Genomic DNA, 19,205 nt, shown 5'->3' with positions numbered 1-19,205 from the left:
TCCTGATATGCTTTGATATCAATTAAGTCACAATAGTAAACATACTAAGAAGGGTTAGAGTTTGAGCTTAAAGCTTCGTCTTATTTTGATTATTAACGCGGTATTGCTTCTTATCTTAATACTAGGAGGCATTTTAGCGATAGACACCGCCAAGAAAAATGTACGTGCTGAGGTTGCCTCATCTGAAAAATTAGCGCTCTATTTATTTGAGATTGGTGTTTTAAAGAATCCGAAGTATTACTCGATTGAGAGTGAATTTAAGCCTCTTAATTTGCAGAGCCTGGTGCACATGCGACACCTCAAAATAGAGTTCTTTAATTTAGATGGTAAGTTGGTGGATAGTAATGTGTCTGAGACTCATGCCAAGGCAATCGACCAAGCCCCTAACTGGTTTGTAGGCTTCATGGGATTATTTTCAGAGCCGTGGCAGCCTAAACGATTAACAGTTGAGATCTTGGGTCAGCCAAAGGGTGCGATTGTGATCACCCCTGACCCTAGTTATGAATTTGGCGAGATATGGAACCAGTTCACTGGCATCTTTTATCTCGCCGGTGCTTTTTTTATTTTGACGAATATTTTGGTGGCGTGGATTGTGTTTAGAGCATTAAGCCCTGTGGAGTTTATTTTGAAAGCTTTGACTGAATTAGAGTCTGGTAATTTAAAAGTGAAGATGCCTAACTTAAAAACTTCAGAATTATCCGCGATCAGTACCAAGTTTAATGTCATGGTTAGAACATTAAGAACCAGCATCGAACAAAATCACCAGCTCTCACAAAAATTAATTCGCATTCAGGAAGAAGAGAGAAAGAGTTTGGCACGAGACCTTCATGACGAATTCGGGCAATCACTGACAGCCATTCATGCAGACGCTGCTGTATTAAAGGCATTAGCCAATAAGGACTACCCAAAGATTAAACCCTCAGTCAATGCGATCTCTGATCTCTCGAAACATCTCATGAATCTCGTGGGCGGCATGCTAAATAGTCTGAAGTTAGGGGTCCTTCATGAACTTGGATTGGAAGAAGCTTTAAAAGATTTATTAAACACATGGCAATTAAGACACCCAAAAATTAACCTTAGTTATCAAATTAACTTAAAAGCATTACCTAAAATGAATGAAACGATATCTATTACAAGCTACCGTATTATTCAGGAGTGTTTGACGAATATTTCGAGGCACGCAAAAGCGAAAAATGTAGATATTCATATTGATTACATTAAAAAAAATACATCTAGCGCTTTGATTGATATTGCGGTGAATGATGACGGTGTAGGTTTTAGTAAATCACATCGCGATGGCTTTGGATTATCAGGCATGCGTGAACGTATTAATGAGATCCATGGAAAAATAAACATCGTGAGTGACATCAATCGCGGCCTTAAATTAAATATTCAATTACCTATTACAAGAAAAAAGTAAATGGAAAAAAAAACAACCATCGTTTTAGTGGATGATCACGCTGTCGTAAGAGCAGGGGTGAGGCGTCTTCTTGAGCAGGAGCCTTTATTTGAGGTGATAGGGGAAGCTGAGAGTGGTGAGAAGGCATACCAAATCTTTGGTGAATTAAAGCCTGATGTGATGGTGATGGATTTGTCTATGCCTGGCATGGGCGGGTTAGAAGGTATTCGACGCATACTCATGCGCTATGAGAAGGCTAAAATTTTAGTCTTATCCATGCATGAAGATTTATCATTTGCGAACCAAGCCTTGAAGTTAGGCGCTAAGGGTTATTTGACTAAAAATACATTGGCGGATGACTTAGTGAAGTCGATTGAAACGGTGACCCAGGGCGATGTGTTCTTAAGTGATGAGATCGCAAAGAAAATGGCCATGCAGTCAATTTCAGGGAATCAAGACCCTGTTCATGAATTATCAGCGCGTGAGTTCGAGATATTTAGATTGTTAGCTGAGGGCTTGGATATTGACGCGATTGCATCGACACTTAATATAAGTTCGAAGACGGTGTCAAATTATCAAACCATGATCAAGCAAAAGCTTAATATCAATACCCCCATTGAACTCATTCGTTATGCGATTAAAGTGGGCATCATTAAAAATTAGATGTTTTCGGGAAGAATTCTTAAACAATTTTGGGAGTAAAGATCAGGCGTGATTGAAAAGGAAAAGCTAAAGTGGTCTTGTCTTAATACTTGCCATTAAAGCTTATAACGAGACGCGCTCGACTCCACGAGTAAAGGGTTTTTTTAAAAGGGATTCATTTTTGAATCCCTTTTTTTATCCCAAGAAGTCAAAAGAGAGCCCTCCCTCGTGATATTATTTTAAGTATGAAGATCGGTACCCCACTATCCCCAAATGCCACACGCGTCATGCTTCTTGGAAGCGGTGAACTTGGTAAAGAAGTTATTATTGCTTTGCAGCGTTTAGGTGTGGAAGTCATTGCGGTAGATCGTTATGAGAATGCTCCGGGACATCAGGTTGCGCATCGATCCCATGTTATTGATATGACGAATGGTGATGCCCTTTTAAATTTAGTTAAACTCGAAAAACCCCATTATATTGTTCCTGAAATTGAAGCGATTAATACTGACGTTTTAGCGCAAATTGAAAAAAGTGGTGATGCGATTGTGATCCCAACAGTGAATGCTGTTCAGCTTACTATGAATCGCGAAGGTATTCGTGATTTAGCTTCTAATCAATTAAAGCTCCCTACATCCCCATTTGCGTTCGCTAAAAGTTTAGATGAATTACAAAAGGCCATTGATAGTGGGATTGGTTATCCATGCTTTGTGAAACCTACCATGTCATCTTCTGGCAAAGGCCAATCACGTATCACTGATACATCGAAAGTCAAAGACGCTTGGGATTATGCAGCGTCAGCAGGACGGGTTGATAAGGGGGTGGTCATTGTTGAAGGTCAAATTGATTTTGATTATGAAATTACTTTACTGACCGTTAGAGCCAAAAACGAAAAGGGTGGCATCGAAACAACCTTCTGTGAGCCGATTGGACACAAACAAGAGCAGGGTGATTATGTAGAGAGTTGGCAACCGCAACCCATGCATGAAGTGGCATTAAAAAAAGCACGCGATATTGCTAAAAAAATTACGGATGCTTTAGGTGGTCTAGGTTTATTTGGTGTGGAGCTCTTTATTAAAGATGACCAAGTATGGTTTTCAGAAGTAAGCCCAAGACCGCATGACACAGGCATGGTAACCATGGCGAGCCAATGTCAGAACGAATTTGAATTACACGCACGTGCCATTTTAGGTTTGCCAGTGAATACAACTTTAACCCGTCCGTCTGCGAGCGCTGTGATTTATGGTAATCACGATGCAGATGGTATTCATTTTGAAAATATTGAAAAAGCATTAGGAGTTCCAGAATCAGATCTAAGACTTTTTGGTAAGCCCACTTCATTTAAGCGTCGACGCATGGGTGTGGCTTTAGCATCTGCTGATAATATAAGTGAGGCAAGAGCAAGAGCCCAAAAAGTAGCATCCCTCGTTAAAACATCTGTTTAATGTCTCAACCCTCCGCGTCAACACCGCAATCTCTTTTTGATCTTTTAGGCGGTGAGCCTGATGCCACAAATCAAATAAGAGCCATCGTTGAAGCGTTTTATGATGTGATGGATAAGGATGAAAAAGCCAAAAAAATTCGCCAGATGCATCCGGAAGATTTAACTTCATCGCGTGAAAAACTTTTTATGTTCTTAAGTGGTTGGACAGGTGGACCGCAACTTTATATTGAGCGATATGGACATCCATTCTTAAGACGTCGTCACTTACCTTTTAAAATAGGCGAAGAGGAGCGTGACCAATGGATTTATTGCATGACGAAGGGTATGCTTAATTTAAATATGGAAGAAGCAAAAATAAAAGCGCTTTTGAATGCGCTTTATCCCATCGCTGACTTCATGCGAAATCAGTAATTATTTTAAACGCGTGATTTACGTTTTGGTGCTTCTGATTTTGAATCGGAAGATCTAAATGTTCTAATCGTTGTTGGCTTTTTAGCAAAAGTTTTTGGCGCGGATTCACGTTTGGCAGCCGGCTTTCGATCACTTAATTTCCTGTCACTTGGTTTTCTGTCACTAAAGGATTTTTTTTCACCGAAAGTCTTTTTATCGCCAAATGCTTTTTTATCTGCATCTGATCGATTAAAGCTAGGTTTTGTGTCTGATGTTTTTCCAAACAATCTTTTTTCAGTAGCTTTTTTCTCAAAAGGACTTCTAGGCGTTCTAGGTTCGCTATCTCGCTTAGGTGCATCGGTCGCACCAAAGTCTTTTCTAAACGGTTTTTTATCTCCGAAGGATTTCTTTTCTCCAAAAGATGGTCTATCGCCAAATGGCTTTTTATCACCGAATGATTTTCGTTCACTAGAGCTTCTGTCGCCAAAGGATTTTTTCTCACCAAAAAGTTTTCTATCTCCGAAGGATTTCTTATCTCCATAGGGCTTTTTGTCACCAAATGATTTTTTGTCTCCAAAGCTACGTTTTCCACCGCGAGATTTTGATTTTCTTTCTTCACCTAACTGATCACGTGATTGAACTTTAGGTTCAAAGCCTACCATCACTTTCGCATCAATTTTGTGGCCTGTATATTTTTCAATATCACGAAGTGCTTTGCCATCCATGGGTGCTACAAATGAAATTGCGACACCTTCTTTTTTAGCTCGACCTGTACGACCAATACGATGCACATAGTCTTCTGCGAATTTAGGAAGATCGTAATTGATCACGTGCGTAATACCATCGACATCAATACCGCGCGCTGCAACATCAGTTGCCACTAAAACACTAATATCACCATGTCTAAATTTAGTTAGCGTTCGATTACGAGCTCCTTGTGTCATATCACCATGAAGTGCCCCTGTTTTGTGGCCTGCGTTATAGAGCTCATCAGCTAATAAATCAGCATGACGTTTAGTGGAGGTGAAAATAATCGTTTGTTTCACACCCGGTTGAATCAGAAGATGTTCAAGTAATTTATTTTTGTGGTTTAAGTTATCCACGAAATACATATTTTGCGTAATATTTTCGTGCTTCTCTTTAGAGTGTGAGATCTCGATCGTTTTAGGATTGTGTAAAAGATCTTTGGCAATCTTACTAATCTGTCCGTCAAGTGTTGCTGAGAATAATAAGGTTTGATGTTTTGTATTAATGGCTGCACAAATCTTTTTAACGTCAGGAATAAATCCCATATCAAGCATACGGTCAGCTTCATCTAACACTAACATTTGTAACCTAGACAAATTGATACGGCCACGTTCCATGTGGTCTAAGAGTCGACCTGGGGTCGCGATTAAAATATCCAAAGGTTGTGACAATAATTTATTCTGTAATGGATAAGGCATGCCACCAACGATGCTAGTGGTTTTAGCTTTGATAAATGTGCCGTACTTGCGCGCGGCTTCATTAATTTGTGCTGCTAGTTCTCGCGTTGGGGTTAACACCAAAATACGTGGGCCACGATCCTTCAGGGGATGTGGTGTGGCAAGAAGATTTAATGCGGGCAAAATAAATGCGGCTGTTTTACCCGTTCCTGTTTGTGCGGATGCCATGAGATCATGACCTTCCATAATGACAGGGATGGATTTGGCTTGAATGGGGGTGGGCGTTGTATAACCTACGCTACTTAAAGCGCGCAGGATTTGTGGGTCGAGGTTTAATGATTCAAAAGACAATGTCGTACTCCTTAAAAAGGGGTTGGGTGCATTTAATCTTTTAAAAAATTCAAAACTTCCAATCACTAGATTTAAACGCGCAATGTGTTACTTGATGTGAGTGCGCAGTATATAGATAAATCCATGAATATCAAAGCTTATTTTGCCCATAATATGCTAGAATTCGGCCTCAATTCAATTTTGGTAGCACTTTTTATGTCACGCAATTTAAGAAACATTGCCATCATCGCCCACGTGGACCATGGCAAAACCACCCTCGTCGATAAACTTCTTCAGCAATCAGGCACCTTCGCACAGCATCAAGCAGTCACTGAACGCGTTATGGATTCCAACGATATTGAAAAAGAACGCGGCATTACAATTCTAGCTAAAAATACCGCAGTGAACTTTGAAGGTACGCACATTAATATTGTGGATACCCCAGGACACGCGGACTTCGGTGGCGAAGTAGAGCGCGTATTAGGTATGGTTGATGGCGTGGTGTTGCTTGTGGATGCAGTTGAAGGCCCTATGCCTCAAACACGCTTCGTGACTAAAAAAGCTTTGGCATTAGGTTTAAAACCTATTGTCGTCATTAACAAAGTAGATCGTCCAGGTGCACGCCCTGATTGGGTGATTAACCATACATTCGATTTATTTGCGAACTTAGGTGCAACGGATGAGCAGCTCGATTTTCCGATTGTATATGCATCTGCATTGAATGGTTTTGCAACGCTTGATATGAACCAAAAATCAGACACAATGAAACCATTATTTGAAACGGTACTAAAGCATGTTGCACCTCCAGAGGGCAGTCGTGATAAGCCGCTTCAATTACAAATTTCAGCACTTGATTATTCGACTTATACGGGTCGCTTGGGTGTCGGTAAAATTAAAAATGGTGTGATCAAATCAGGCCAATCTGTCGTTGTCATGCATGGCGATAAACAAGTCTCACAAGGCCGTATCAATCAAGTTTTAGGCTTTAAAGGTTTAGAAAGAATTCCAGTAGAAGAAGCTGAAGCTGGCGATATTGTGATTATTTCTGGTATCGAAGAAATTGGTATTGGTGTGACAATTGCTGACACAAATAACCCAGTGGGTCTTCCTATCATGGCAGTGGATGAGCCGACATTGACGATGGACTTTATGGTTAATACTTCGCCCCTAGCTGGTACCGAAGGTAAGTTTGTGACGAGTCGACAAATTCGGGATCGTTTAACAAAAGAATTATTAGTGAATGTGGCACTTAAAGTGGAAGACACGCAAGATGCAGATGTATTCCGCGTTTCAGGTCGGGGAGAACTTCACCTTACTATTTTATTAGAGAATATGCGTCGTGAAGGTTTTGAAATGGCTGTGGGTAAACCACGTGTCGTCTATCGTGAAATCAATGGTCAAAAGTGTGAGCCTTATGAAGTCTTAACAGTTGACTTAGAAGATGATACGCAAGGTGCTGTGATGGAAGAATTAGGCCGTCGCCGTGGCGAAGTGCAAAATATGGAATCCGATGGTAATGGCCGTACACGTTTAGAATATAAAATTCCTGCACGAGGACTTATTGGTTTCCAAGGTGAATTCATGACGATGACTAAAGGTACTGGATTGATGGCTCACGTGTTTGATGAATACGCACCCGTGAAACCTGATATGCCAGGACGTCGAAACGGTGTATTGATTTCAGCGGAGCACGGTGAAGCTGTTGCTTATGCCTTATGGAAACTCCAAGACCGCGGTCGCATGTATTCAAGCCCGGGCGATAAACTATATGAAGGTATGGTGATTGGTATTCATTCCAGAGACAATGATCTTATTGTGAATCCAATTAAAGGTAAGCAACTCACGAACGTGCGTGCATCAGGTACGGATGAGGCGGTGAGATTGGTACCACCTATTCAGTTAACATTGGAATCCGCAGTGGAATTTATTGAGGATGATGAGTTAGTTGAAATTACGCCAAAATCGATTCGTATTCGTAAACGTTTCTTACTCGAACACGAGCGTAAGCGCGCATCGAAAGAATAAATTAAGTCGCCTGTCCCTGGTTGATGAGGTAGTCTTCGTAGTTGCCAGAGAAATCAATAATGCGATCTTCTTTGATCTCAATAATACGCGTTGCAATAGAACTCACAAATTCACGGTCGTGACTCACAAAAAATAAAGTGCCTTTGTATTTGTCGAGTGCGGTATTTAAAGACTCGATCGATTCCATATCCATGTGATTTGTAGGTTCATCCATAAGAAGTACATTCGTTTTTGCAAGCATCAATTTTCCGAAGAGCATGCGGCCTTGTTCTCCCCCAGATAAAACTTTCACTGATTTTTTCGTGTCCTCACCTGAAAATAAAAGTCTACCTAAAATACTACGGATGGCTTGATCATCTTCACCGGATTGTGCGCAGTCTTTCATCCAATCAAATAATGTGACATCTTTTTCGAAGTCGATTGCATGGTCTTGCGCAAAATAACCAATCTTTGCTTTTTCAGCCCACTTGATATCACCATGGTTAGGTTTAAGATCACCCGCTAAACATCGAAGAAAAGTTGTTTTACCAATACCATTTTCTCCAATGACTGCAATACGTTCACCTGCTTCAACGAGTAAATTAAAATTATTAAATAATGGCTGATCAAAACCGTGACTTAAGTTTTTAATTTCTACCGCTTGTCGATGAAGTTTATCCTTATCATCATAATCAAAACGAATATATGGGTATTGACGACTAGACGGCACAAATTCTTCCACCTTAATTTTATCAATCTGTTTTGCTCGACTTGTTGCTTGACGCGCTTTTGATGCATTAGCCGAAAAGCGTCTCACGAATTCTTGTAATTCTGCAATCTGTTCCTTTGCCTTATCGTTATCTTTTAATTTTTGTTGACGAGCCATGGTGGAGGCTTCCATGTAATTATCATAATTACCGGGATAGACTGCGAGCTTCCCATAATCCATGTCTGCCATGTGTGTGCATACCCGATTTAAGAAGTGCCTATCATGAGAAATGATAATCATGGTGGAGTTACGATTGTTTAATGTATCTTCTAGCCATTGAATCGTATGAATATCTAAGTTGTTGGTAGGTTCATCAAGTAACAAAATATCTGGATTCGAAAAAATGGCTTGCGTTAGTAGTACGCGTAATTTAAAGCCGGGTGCAATAGCACTCATAGGACCTTGATGCTGCTCGATCGGAATGCCAACACCAATGAGTAATTCACCTGCTCGGGCTTCTGCCGTATAACCATCAAACTCTGCATACACACCCTCTAATTCAGCAGCTTTCATGTAATCTTCTTCGGATGCTTCTGGATTCATGTAGATTGCATTTTTTTCTTCATTCGCTTTCCACATCTCTTCGTGTCCCATCATGACTACATCTAATACACGCTGATCTTCATATGCGAATTGATCTTGTTTAAGCCATGACATACGCTCATTCTTATCGAGTGAGATATTGCCTGATGTTGGGTCTAATACGCCTGCTAAAATTTTCATAAAAGTGGATTTTCCACAACCATTAGCGCCAATGAGTCCGTAGCGATTACCGTCGCCAAATTTAACTGAGACATTTTCAAAAAGTGGTTTTGCACCAAACTGTATGGTGATGTTATTACTTATAAGCACGCTTTAATTCCCTTAAAATTTTTTATTTAAACTGATTTTGTATTACAACTTGGTCAAGCGGAAGTTGGCCACCACGTGGCATAGCTTCTTTAATGCCTTTGCCCACACAAACAAACATCGCAGGGGTATGGTCTTTTGGGAGATTTAAAAGCTCACTCACTTTATCAAAATCAAAACCATCCATAGGGCAGGTATCGTAACCCATCGATTTAGCGGTGAGCATAATATTCATAGCCGCCATGCCGCATGAGCGCATCGCCTCATCACGCTGCGCTTGAGGTTTATCATTGTAATATTGATGAATGGCTGGTACTAAATAATCCCGCACAGGCTTCGGAGCATCTTTCCAATAGCGAGCTGGTTCTTTATTCCAAGACATAAGATCGGCTACCAGCACTATTAATATAGAAGCCTCTTCAACTTGCGCTTGACCCCAGCTCACTGCACGAATTTTTTGACGTAAAGCTTTATCTGTAACCACGACAAATCGCCAGTTCTGAATATTAAACGCTGTGGGAGAAAGAATCGCATGGGAAAGAATTTCATGGATCTCTTTTTCAGTCATCGCATGGTTAGTATCAAAATGCTTAATAGATCTTCTTTGTTGTATGGCTTCCTTAACTTGCATCTTTTGTCTCTCTTAAAAAATTAATATTCTATTTTTTGTATCGTGAGATAGGTATCACCCATCGGTTTTTCCCATATCACTTCATCATTTAATTTTGCACCGATGAGCGCTTCAGCTAAAGGTGACAAATAACTCACCTTGGCTTTATGAATGTCCGCTTCATCCTCACCAACAATTTCGTAAGTACTCAATTGACCTTTTCCGTCTTCTACGGTTACTTTGGCCCCAAACAATACAATTAAATGATCTTCTTCCGAAGGTTTGGTGAGAATCGCTGATTCAATCCGCGCTGCATAATAACGCATATCGCGCTCTAGGATGGCAATTTTTTGTTTAGCGATAGGATCATCTTTTTTTTGTTTTAATTGTGCACGTTCAACTTCAAGTGCATCAATTTGTGCATTAAGGAGCTTTAGTCCATTTGGCGTAACATAATTAGGCTCATTACTTAGGGGCCTCTCAAGGATATCAATCCCTGCATGTTCTAAATCATTCTCTTTAACAAATGCGCGACTCATAATTATTTCCTAATTTAAGATCTTCTTCAATCTAAAGATATCTTCTATTTTATAGAATTACTGGACAATTAATTTTACTAATACCAATTATTATTATCTTATTTCAACTATAGATTGCAAAAGCAGAGTATTGTTTGATAAATGCAAAAAAATTTGACGCCATACATAATTTTTTTTTAACAGATCTATTTAGGACAAATCTATGAATATTTATCGAAAAATAATATTTACCTGTAAATTAGGTTTTTTAGGACTATTAAAAAAAAATATGCGAAGCATTCATATTGCAAAGAAAAATTTCTCGACATATATCACATACAGGGCTCATTCTAAAGGAGACAATGGATGTTTGAAACAAATATTTAGAAATGGAGATTACAATATTGAGGATATGGCTCAGGGAAAAATATTAATTAAATATCATAATAAAATGTCTAAAGTTTCCCCCTCATTAATTATTGATGCTGGAGCTAATATCGGAGCATCAGCATTATTTTTTGCAAAGACTTTTTCAAATTCATTTATTTATACTCTTGAACCAGAGATAAAGAATTTTAAAATATTAAAATCCAATCTTTCAGGATTAAACGTATTTAATTTTTTTGGGGCAATAGACTATAAGAGTGGATTTTTAGAACTTCAGGATCCAGGGCTCTCAGATTGGGGTTTTAGGACAAATGTCATTAAAAAAAATAAAGTTAAGCATAATTTAAATAAAATTCGAAGTATTTCTCCATCAGATATACTTCTGCATCCTGCATGCACAAAATGTAATTGTTTAATTTTAAAAATTGATATCGAAGGAGGTGAGGATTCTTTATTCAAAGGTGACGTTAATTGGATGAATAAATTTCCTTTAATAATTATTGAATTACATGATTGGTTGTTGCCATTTTCTGGATCATCTAGAAATTTCATCAAGTCAATTTCAAAATTTGACTTCGATTTTATTTATCGAGGCGAAAATATTTTTTTATTTAATAAAACAATTTTAAATTATGACCTAAATTGATAAGCGCTCTCATTAAAACTTAGCTTAATGATTTTTTTAAGTAATGTCATTATTCCCACTCAATGGTAGCAGGTGGTTTTCCTGATATATCGTAAACTACACGATTAATACCGCGTACTTCATTAATAATACGGTTAGATACTTTACCTAAAAGATCATATGGAAGTTCAGCCCAGTGTGCTGTCATAAAATCAGAAGTGACTACCGCTCTTAATGCCACAACATATTCGTATGTTCTACCATCACCCATGACGCCCACTGATTTTATTGGTAAAAAAACTGCAAACGCTTGCGATGTTTTGTCATACCAGCCTGAATTTATAAGCTCTTCAATAAAAATCGCATCTGCACGTCGGAGGAGATCTGCGAATTCTGATTTTACTTCCCCTAAAATACGAACACCTAGGCCAGGGCCAGGGAAAGGATGACGATAGACCATCGATTTAGGAAGCCGCAATGCCACACCCAATTCACGCACTTCATCTTTAAAGAGTTCGCGTAAGGGCTCTAATAATTTTAGGTTCAATGTTTCAGGTAAGCCGCCAACATTGTGATGACTTTTAATTGTGTGTGCTTTTTTAGTTTTGGCTGACGCTGATTCAATCACATCAGGATAAATTGTGCCTTGTGCTAACCATTTGGCTTTTGGAATTTTTTGAGCCTCATTTTGAAAGACCTCCACAAACTCACGGCCAATAATTTTTCGCTTTTGTTCCGGATCCGTCACACCTTTTAGGTCTTTCAAGAATTTATTCGATGCATCCACATGTATGACTTTGACACCTAAGTTATCGTGAAATGTTTTCATGACTTGTGTGGCTTCATTTAAACGGAGTAAGCCGTTATCTACAAAAACACAAGTGAGTTGATCACCAATCGCGCGATGAATGAGCGCCGCCGCAACGGATGAATCAACACCACCCGATAAACCTAGAATGACCTCATCATCTTTGACGGTATCTTGAATATGTTTAACTGCTGTTTCGATATAGGTGGGCATTGTCCAGTTTGGCTTGCATTTGCAAATAGTACTTACAAATTGTTTTAAAATAGCAAAGCCTTGTTTGGTGTGCGTGACTTCTGGATGAAATTGCACGCCATAGAAATTTTTTGTTTCATGCATCATGCCGGCAATAGGTGTTGATGTATTACTTGCAATCACCTTAAATTCAGGCGGTAATGCTGTCACTTTGTCTCCATGACTCATCCATACATCGAGAAGTCCGTGACCTTCTGGATTCGTTTTATCTTGAATATTTTCTAAAAGAGTTGAATGATTATGTGCTCTAATTTCTGCATAGCCAAATTCGCGCGTATTTGCATTCTCAACTTTGCCGCCGAGTTGCGCTGCCATCGTTTGCATGCCATAACAAATACCTAAAATAGGAATGCCTAAATCAAAAACAATTGGGGGGGCTTGGGGTGTATCAGATTCGTAAACTGAGTTAGGGCCACCAGATAAAATAATACCTTGCGGATGGAAAGCTTTGATTGCTTCTTCACTCATATCGTGCGAATGCAGTTCAGAATAAACATGCATCTCGCGCACTCGACGTGCGATGAGCTGTGTGTATTGTGAACCGAAGTCAAGAATGAGAATTTTATCCATACGATTTAAAAAGCCTCCTTGGTCGGAGGCTCTTTTGAAATAACATTGAATTTAATCGACACGGTAGTTAGGCGCTTCTTTGGTAATTTGTACATCATGCACATGTGATTCACGCATGCCTGCACTGGTAATTTGCACAAAGTTAGCTTTATTTCGCATTTCATCAATGGTACGAGCGCCCACATAACCCATTGAAGCACGAAGACCACCCATCAATTGATGGATGACATTAATGACGCTACCTTTGTAAGGCACACGTCCTTCGATACCTTCGGGTACTAATTTGTCTGCATTGTTTTCTGAGTCTTGGAAATAACGATCGGAGGATCCTTTTTGCATCGCACCAATGGAACCCATACCGCGGTATGATTTGTACGATCTACCTTGGAAAAGCTCTACCTCACCCGGGGCCTCTTCAGTACCTGCGAACATGGAACCTAACATGACAGAATGAGCTCCTGCTGCAATAGCTTTTGCAACGTCCCCTGAAAACCGAATACCACCGTCTCCAATGAATGGGATACCCAGTTTATTCAAAGCTTCAGCGACATTACTGATGGCTGTAATTTGCGGAATACCCACGCCGGCTACAATACGCGTGGTACAGATTGAACCTGGACCGATACCGACTTTCACACCATCAGCACCCGCATCAACGAGCGCTTTAGCCGCATCGGCGGTCGCGATATTGCCACCGATCACTTCAATATGCGGAAAATGTTTCTTTACCCACGTCACCCGATCGATAACACCTTGCGCATGACCGTGTGCCGTATCAACTACAATGACATCAACATGAGCTTCAGCTAATAATTCAACGCGCGCTTCGGTACCTTCTCCAACACCGACGGCAGCACCTGCACACAGTCTACCCTTATCATCTTTACATGCATAAGGATGGTCTGAAGATTTCTGAATATCTTTAACAGTAATTAAACCTTTTAAGACATCGTTCTTGTCAATGACAAGCACACGTTCCAAACGATGGTGATGAAGTAGTCGAATCACTTCTTCTTTTGATTCACCTTCTTTGACAGTCACCAAACGATCGCGTGGCGTCATGATATTTTTAATAGGTTGATCGAGATTGTTTTCAAAACGTAAATCTCGGTTTGTGACGATACCCACAATTTTGCCACCATCAATGACAGGTAAGCCTGAGATTTTATGATGAGCCGTCAGGCTCATGACGTCACGCACTGACATATTAGGATTGATTGTAATAGGGTCGTTGACTACACCCGATTCAAAACGTTTTACGCGGGATACTTGGTAAGCCTGTTCTTGCGGCGTCATATTTTTATGAATGATTCCAAGACCACCTTCTTGAGCTAATGCTATCGCTAAGCTTGATTCAGTCACTGTATCCATAGCTGCTGACACAATGGGAATGTGAAGTTTAATTTTTTTAGTCAATTGCGTGGTTAAATTAACTTCGCGTGGAAGTACTGTGGAGTGAGCTGGAACGAGGAGCACGTCATCGAAAGTGAGTGCTTGTTGTATTAAACGCATCTTTTGATCCTTTGCGCAAAACGAAATTATACAGAAAAAGTATCGTTTAGGCTAAGAAATGCGTGCTTTTATGCGCCATCCCCACCTTTTTTCATGACTTTACCTTCAGCCGCACGTTGGCGTCTAATCTCTTTAGGATCGGCAATCAGGGGCCGGTAAATTTCGATACGATCGCGCTCACGCATGACGTGATCGAGCTGTGTAAGCTTTCCAAAAATGCCAATTTGATTGATTTTTAAATCAATTTCAGGGAATTTTTTAATAATGCCTGAGGCTTTAATCGCTTCTTCTGCAGTTGCCCCAGCCTTAACCTTGATAGGAATAATCATTTGTTTTTGAGGAAGCGCGTAGGCAACTTCAATGAGGATTTCATTCGGCATAAGTTATGAGTCTTTTAATCGTATTAATATATTTTATCAGCTTGTGTCACGAAACCATCGACAAACGTATTAGCAATTTTACTAAATATCGGCGAGATCAATTTATCTAAAATAAAATTTGAAAACTCATAATGTAGATCAAATTCGATACTACAAGCGTCTTCATGAATGGGTGTAAATATCCAAAAACCTTCAAGCACTTTAAACGGACCATCAATGAGCTTAAGGTCAATGCGATGAGGGTAGTCTTTGGTATTTTGTGTGGTAAAACCTTGGTTTACACCGCTATATTTAATATGGATGGAAGCTTTTGTCACTTTATCATTTCTTTCTATAATTCGAGAGCCTCCACACCATGGAAGAAATAAAGGATAGTCCTCGATGCGATCGACAAGATTAAACATCTTTTCAGCCGAGTGATTCACAATTACATTTTTTTTGACATCTGCCATGGGGTAAATTGAATTAGCGTAAAATAGGTATTTTAAGGTATAGATAGTCTTTCATGAGTATTGTACAAAACAAAAAAGCGTTCCATGACTACTTCATTGAAGAGAATTATGAGGCGGGTATTGTATTAGAGGGCTGGGAAGTAAAAGCCATTCGAGACAATCGTACTAATATAAAAGAGGCTTATGTCATTATTCAGCGTGGTGAAATCTATCTGATTGGCTGCCATATTACACCTCTTGGCGCTGCATCCACACACATTCGCCCTGATGCGATACGCACACGAAAATTACTCCTCCATAACGAAGAAATTGCAAAGCTTATTGGCAAAGTTGAGCGCTCGGGATATACCTTAGTGCCTATTGATATGCATTACAAAACTGGACGTATCAAGATACAAATTGGGCTTGCCAAAGGCAAGAAACAGTATGACAAACGTCAGACTGAAAAAGAAAAAGACTGGGAGCGCGACAAAGCTAGAATTATGCGATCAGCTAACAAAAAATAATTTAGAATAATTTATTTTTTTTCATTTCATCAGCAATAAATTTTCCGATATATCGCGATCCCTCGATATTCAGGTGAGTATCATCTCTGTATAAAACCTTTCCATTTTTTTCCATGCTGCAATTTTTTTCATCACAAAATAGAGGCGCGGTATTTAAAATTATAACTTCATGATTTTTTTTAAGTAAATCAAAAATAGGTAAATAATCCTGATAATTTTTATCAAAATTACTCTTATTTTCGACACAGTTATTTTTAAAAGATAAAGGCCTTACAAATTTACATTGTTTTGGATCGAATGAAAAAAAAGGGACATCATCTAAAATATATATTTTTTTGTGATTTGAGAATAAGACATGAATAGTATGTGAAAGCCCATCAATTAAAGAAGTATGTTTGGGTAATTCATGCTTGCGATTGCTCCAGTATGCATTTAGCAGAACAACTTTAATATTTTTATCTGAAATAACGTAATCAAAAATATGATCAAAATTTTGGTTACCCATAATAGGAAGAGTTGGTTGTTGATAGTAAACAACATTTAAATGAGGAAGTCCCTCTGCAATCCCGATAAAAAGATGCTCTGCGTGACTATCTCCTATAACTGCGATATCTATCGCCCTGTCTTTTTTGGATTGAAGGCATCTAATATTGTCATCCCACTTGAGAGCTTCATTTCGGAGGCTTGTTGGGGTGCATAAATAAAAATGTTTTGTAGAGTATTCATGGAATAAAATATGACCTACATCTCCTTCGTTTTTGATAATAGGGGTTGCAGCATCTCTTTTTGGAAACCCTTTATTTAGGTAAATTGTGAGACCAAATATGCCAATTAAAAACATGATCCCAACAAGCCCAATGCTTATAAGTCCCGATTTTTTTTCTTTTCCAAATCGAATAGGCTTTTCAATAAAATAGTAAGTAAGTGTTGCTAAAGTTATAGCTAGAATAACCAAAGCGAATCTTAAAAAAACTGAGGGTGTTTGACTTTCAATAATGGTTGCAAATGAAAGTAAGGGCCAATGCCATAGGTAAAGAGGATAACTAATAAGCCCGATCCAGACCATAAGTTTATTTGAGAGAAAATATTTGTTTAAAAAGGACTCTTTTGAGCTATCAATAATGAGCGCTGAACCCAGAACAGGCGATAACAAAGCATAATAGCCTGGAAAATGACTTGTTTTTGTTATGATTTTTATTCCTATAAAAATTAAGGCTAAGCCTATTAAAGACTTTAGAAATTGAAATTTAATATAGAACGGGTTATTTGATTTGGATGAGTACATATGTTTGTAAGCAATGAAGGCGCCCACAAGTAACTCATAAAATCTTGCGTAAGGTGCGTAAAAAGCAGCCTGACGGTCTGGATGAAATATATAAAAATGAAGTATAGTAAATACAATTGTTATGAAAAGTAAAAATTTACCAAGATGCGGTTTCCATTTAAAAGCAAAATAAAGTAATAATGGCCATATCACATAAAACTGTTCCTCAATGCTTAGAGACCAAAGATGCAGTAGTGGTTTTGTATCAGAAGAATTGTCAAAATAACCCCTTTCCTGCCAAAACATAAAATTATTGGTGAAGGTGCTTGCACCAAAGGCATGCTTACCTAATTGTTGATACTCTTCATCAAGTAATGTAAACCAAGCAAAGCAAAGGGCGCTAAAAAGTACAATAATGAGTGATGGAAAAATCCTTTTAATTCGCCTTAAATAAAATTCTGTAAAGCTAAAAGTGTTGTTTTCTAAATTTTTTAAAATTATTGATGAGATTAAGTAGCCCGAAATTACAAAGAAAATGTCTACGCCAATAAATCCACCATTAATAAATTCAGGAAAGGCATGAAATAAAACTACCGCTAATACAGCTAACGCTCTGAGGCCATCTATATCAGGTCTATAATTAAAATTATTATTATTCACATTAGATATTTATATAAAGTTTTAACTAGCCTTTAAACTTTGTAATATGAGTAGGTTTAAGGTTTGTAGTCTGTATTATAAATATAATGAGGGTATAATGGAAAAGCTTTGGGGCTGACCCGGTTTCGACGTGGGTTGCAAAGCAGATGAGGGCATGTCGAGGCCTAGTTACCTCGTAAATCCATCTAGAAACAAGTATAGTCGCAAACGACGAAACTTACGCTCTAGCTGCTTAATCCAGCTGGACGCTGCACCGAAGTGTCTCTCGGTCGGGTGGGCAACCACAGCAGCGTCATAAAGAGAGACTCGTTATTGGTTGGGTCACTTAACTAATAATTAAACTAAGGTGACTCGCGGCGAAATTGCTTGCTCGTTGGTGATTGAACCGTTAAACAAAAACAACGATAGCTAAACATGTAGAACTTTCTGTAGAGTGCTTACGGACGGGGGTTCGATTCCCCCCAGCTCCACCATTCACTAGTTAGAGTAAGAAGCCACCGAGAGGTGGTTTTTTATACCCACAAAAATAACAGGCAATAAAAAAGCCACTGCGATGAGTGGCTTTTAGAAAATAGATTACTAAATCTAAAACAAATATCTTAAATTGAAAATTACATTTTCAGAATGAAAGCTTTTAGGGCTGTAAATTTCTTTTAAGGCTAAACCCTCTGAGCTGGTGCCTTTTGCAGTAATATTTTCTGATGCATAAGAAATGTGATTAAATTCTGCACCAAATATCAGATTATCATTAAATTTATGGTCTAGACCAAGACCTAATATGCCGCCATGAAACCACTTGCTTCCATATCTATTTCCACTTACTGGATTGTCCTCTACATCTATTACATCAAACTTAACATCGGCAAATGAAATTCCAGCTTTAATATAAATCAGATCATTGCCAATTGCCTTGCCAAAACGACCGGTAACTTGGTAATTTTTTTCAATTTTTGTATTGAAATTATCATCCCCGGCGCCTTGGTCAGATAAATTAGTAGCTGTTGCACTGGCTAAATTTAAATATCTTATTCCAAGACCGTAAACATAATCATTCCTTTGAAAGTCGTAAGAAGTCTCTATACCAAAAATTGCTGATTTTGGTTTTTGGCTCCAAGTAGTACATCCAGAGACCCCTCCATAACCGCAGTCTGCTACGCTAGCTGCTACAGATAACGAATTATCAACGGGCGTTAGATTATAAGAATTATTTGAAATTCCAGTATTTACACCAACACTTAGTCCTGCCCAATTAATTTTATTACCTGCAAATACTGTCGCAGATAAAGTGACTAGTGTAATTAAAAGAAGTTTTTGTAGTGCGATAAATCTCATCAGAGTATTCCTTGCAAAAAAGTTTTAGATAAAAACTCATTTAGAGAAAAACTCATTTACAGGAAGGATGAGGATTAGACT

At 38.7% G+C, this 19,205-nt stretch carries 17 protein-coding genes and 1 other RNA gene; 8 read left to right on the top strand and 10 right to left on the bottom strand.

The features are described 5' to 3' along the window. Positions 1-61: 61 nt before the first annotated feature. The 4 genes from FIT79_RS04295 to FIT79_RS04280 all read left to right on the top strand — a co-directional run bounded on the left by FIT79_RS04295 (position 62) and on the right by FIT79_RS04280 (position 3,893). Complete coding sequence (locus FIT79_RS04295; RefSeq protein ID WP_139875745.1) at positions 62-1,420, top strand: sensor histidine kinase; 1,359 nt, start codon at positions 62-64, stop codon at positions 1,418-1,420. Beyond that, positions 1,421-2,062, top strand: a complete 642-nt coding sequence (locus FIT79_RS04290; protein WP_139875744.1) for a response regulator — start codon at positions 1,421-1,423, stop codon at positions 2,060-2,062. It abuts the gene before it with no gap. 224 nt (positions 2,063-2,286) lie between these two features. After that, complete coding sequence (gene purT / locus FIT79_RS04285; RefSeq protein ID WP_139875743.1) at positions 2,287-3,483, top strand: formate-dependent phosphoribosylglycinamide formyltransferase; 1,197 nt, start codon at positions 2,287-2,289, stop codon at positions 3,481-3,483. Further along, positions 3,483-3,893: a group II truncated hemoglobin gene (locus tag FIT79_RS04280; protein ID WP_139875742.1), complete on the top strand. Its 411-nt coding sequence runs from the start codon at positions 3,483-3,485 to the stop codon at positions 3,891-3,893. Before purT ends, FIT79_RS04280 begins: the two co-directional genes overlap by 1 nt. Before the next feature lie 5 nt (positions 3,894-3,898). Here the strand turns inward: FIT79_RS04280 and FIT79_RS04275 are convergent, their stop codons facing one another. Continuing rightward, entirely contained in the window at positions 3,899-5,647 is a 1,749-nt protein-coding gene (locus FIT79_RS04275; RefSeq protein ID WP_139875740.1) for a DEAD/DEAH box helicase, read from the bottom strand. A 195-nt stretch (positions 5,648-5,842) separates the two neighbouring features. Between FIT79_RS04275 and typA the strand changes: the two genes are divergently transcribed. Then, on the top strand, positions 5,843-7,651 hold the full coding sequence (gene typA, locus FIT79_RS04270; RefSeq protein ID WP_139868861.1) for a translational GTPase TypA: 1,809 nt from the start codon (positions 5,843-5,845) through the stop codon (positions 7,649-7,651). Position 7,652: 1 nt separating this feature from the next. On the opposite strand, the gene FIT79_RS04265 is transcribed toward typA, so the two are convergent. The 3 genes from FIT79_RS04265 to FIT79_RS04255 are packed head-to-tail and all read right to left on the bottom strand — an operon-like array spanning position 7,653 to position 10,397. Beyond that, the gene (locus FIT79_RS04265; protein WP_139875738.1) at positions 7,653-9,251 is read right to left on the bottom strand and encodes an ABC-F family ATPase; all 1,599 of its coding nucleotides are present in this window, start codon (positions 9,249-9,251) and stop codon (positions 7,653-7,655) included. A 22-nt stretch (positions 9,252-9,273) separates the two neighbouring features. Beyond that, a complete protein-coding gene (locus FIT79_RS04260) occupies positions 9,274-9,879 on the bottom strand; it encodes a nitroreductase family protein (protein ID WP_139875737.1) in 606 nt (201 codons plus the stop codon). A 20-nt stretch (positions 9,880-9,899) separates the two neighbouring features. Further along, positions 9,900-10,397, bottom strand: coding sequence for a GreA/GreB family elongation factor (locus FIT79_RS04255; RefSeq protein WP_139875735.1), 498 nt, complete (start codon positions 10,395-10,397; stop codon positions 9,900-9,902). Between the two features lie 202 nt (positions 10,398-10,599). On the opposite strand from FIT79_RS04255, the gene FIT79_RS04250 reads away from it, so the two are divergent. Then, on the top strand, positions 10,600-11,409 hold the full coding sequence (locus tag FIT79_RS04250) for an FkbM family methyltransferase (RefSeq protein WP_139875734.1): 810 nt from the start codon (positions 10,600-10,602) through the stop codon (positions 11,407-11,409). A gap of 49 nt (positions 11,410-11,458) precedes the next feature. Here the strand turns inward: FIT79_RS04250 and guaA are convergent, their stop codons facing one another. The 4 genes from guaA to FIT79_RS04230 form a co-directional block, all read right to left on the bottom strand. Beyond that, positions 11,459-13,018, bottom strand: coding sequence for a glutamine-hydrolyzing GMP synthase (gene guaA / locus FIT79_RS04245; protein ID WP_139875733.1), 1,560 nt, complete (start codon positions 13,016-13,018; stop codon positions 11,459-11,461). Positions 13,019-13,069: 51 nt separating this feature from the next. Further along, positions 13,070-14,530, bottom strand: coding sequence for an IMP dehydrogenase (gene guaB, locus FIT79_RS04240; RefSeq protein WP_139875732.1), 1,461 nt, complete (start codon positions 14,528-14,530; stop codon positions 13,070-13,072). 68 nt (positions 14,531-14,598) lie between these two features. Continuing rightward, a complete protein-coding gene (locus FIT79_RS04235; RefSeq protein ID WP_139875731.1) occupies positions 14,599-14,910 on the bottom strand; it encodes an RnfH family protein in 312 nt (103 codons plus the stop codon). A gap of 23 nt (positions 14,911-14,933) precedes the next feature. Continuing rightward, positions 14,934-15,362, bottom strand: a complete 429-nt coding sequence (locus tag FIT79_RS04230) for a type II toxin-antitoxin system RatA family toxin (RefSeq protein WP_139875730.1) — start codon at positions 15,360-15,362, stop codon at positions 14,934-14,936. A 53-nt stretch (positions 15,363-15,415) separates the two neighbouring features. On the opposite strand from FIT79_RS04230, the gene smpB reads away from it, so the two are divergent. Next, positions 15,416-15,868, top strand: a complete 453-nt coding sequence (gene smpB, locus FIT79_RS04225) for an SsrA-binding protein SmpB (protein WP_139875729.1) — start codon at positions 15,416-15,418, stop codon at positions 15,866-15,868. 1 nt (position 15,869) lies between these two features. Here the strand turns inward: smpB and FIT79_RS04220 are convergent, their stop codons facing one another. Beyond that, positions 15,870-17,792, bottom strand: coding sequence for an acyltransferase family protein (locus FIT79_RS04220; protein WP_189644848.1), 1,923 nt, complete (start codon positions 17,790-17,792; stop codon positions 15,870-15,872). Positions 17,793-17,902: 110 nt separating this feature from the next. Here FIT79_RS04220 and ssrA point away from each other — a divergent pair. Next, positions 17,903-18,265, top strand: a transfer-messenger RNA (tmRNA) gene (gene ssrA, locus FIT79_RS04215). A gap of 112 nt (positions 18,266-18,377) precedes the next feature. Here ssrA and FIT79_RS04210 read toward each other — a convergent pair. Then, positions 18,378-19,124, bottom strand: a complete 747-nt coding sequence (locus FIT79_RS04210; protein ID WP_139875727.1) for an outer membrane protein — start codon at positions 19,122-19,124, stop codon at positions 18,378-18,380. Positions 19,125-19,205 lie beyond the last annotated feature (81 nt).

It is taken from the genome of Candidatus Methylopumilus universalis, from assembly GCF_006365315.1.
Classification (GTDB): Bacteria; Pseudomonadota; Gammaproteobacteria; order Burkholderiales; family Methylophilaceae; genus Methylopumilus; species Methylopumilus universalis.
The sequence above is the reverse complement of the archived record's forward strand: the minus strand, read 5'-3'. Positions and strand labels throughout refer to the sequence as shown.

What these genes read in the sequence shown, in the direction of transcription:
- FIT79_RS04290 (WP_139875744.1), top strand. Translation starts at nt 1,421, where the DNA reads ATGGAAAAAAAAACAACCATCGTTTTAGTGGATGATCACGCTGTCGTA.
- purT (WP_139875743.1), top strand. Translation starts at nt 2,287, where the DNA reads ATGAAGATCGGTACCCCACTATCCCCAAATGCCACACGCGTCATGCTT.
- FIT79_RS04280 (WP_139875742.1), top strand. Translation starts at nt 3,483, where the DNA reads ATGTCTCAACCCTCCGCGTCAACACCGCAATCTCTTTTTGATCTTTTA.
- typA (WP_139868861.1), top strand. Translation starts at nt 5,843, where the DNA reads ATGTCACGCAATTTAAGAAACATTGCCATCATCGCCCACGTGGACCAT.
- FIT79_RS04260 (WP_139875737.1), bottom strand. Translation starts at nt 9,879, where the DNA reads ATGCAAGTTAAGGAAGCCATACAACAAAGAAGATCTATTAAGCATTTT.
- FIT79_RS04255 (WP_139875735.1), bottom strand. Translation starts at nt 10,397, where the DNA reads ATGAGTCGCGCATTTGTTAAAGAGAATGATTTAGAACATGCAGGGATT.
- FIT79_RS04250 (WP_139875734.1), top strand. Translation starts at nt 10,600, where the DNA reads ATGAATATTTATCGAAAAATAATATTTACCTGTAAATTAGGTTTTTTA.
- guaA (WP_139875733.1), bottom strand. Translation starts at nt 13,018, where the DNA reads ATGGATAAAATTCTCATTCTTGACTTCGGTTCACAATACACACAGCTC.
- guaB (WP_139875732.1), bottom strand. Translation starts at nt 14,530, where the DNA reads ATGCGTTTAATACAACAAGCACTCACTTTCGATGACGTGCTCCTCGTT.
- FIT79_RS04235 (WP_139875731.1), bottom strand. Translation starts at nt 14,910, where the DNA reads ATGCCGAATGAAATCCTCATTGAAGTTGCCTACGCGCTTCCTCAAAAA.
- FIT79_RS04230 (WP_139875730.1), bottom strand. Translation starts at nt 15,362, where the DNA reads ATGGCAGATGTCAAAAAAAATGTAATTGTGAATCACTCGGCTGAAAAG.
- smpB (WP_139875729.1), top strand. Translation starts at nt 15,416, where the DNA reads ATGAGTATTGTACAAAACAAAAAAGCGTTCCATGACTACTTCATTGAA.
- FIT79_RS04210 (WP_139875727.1), bottom strand. Translation starts at nt 19,124, where the DNA reads ATGAGATTTATCGCACTACAAAAACTTCTTTTAATTACACTAGTCACT.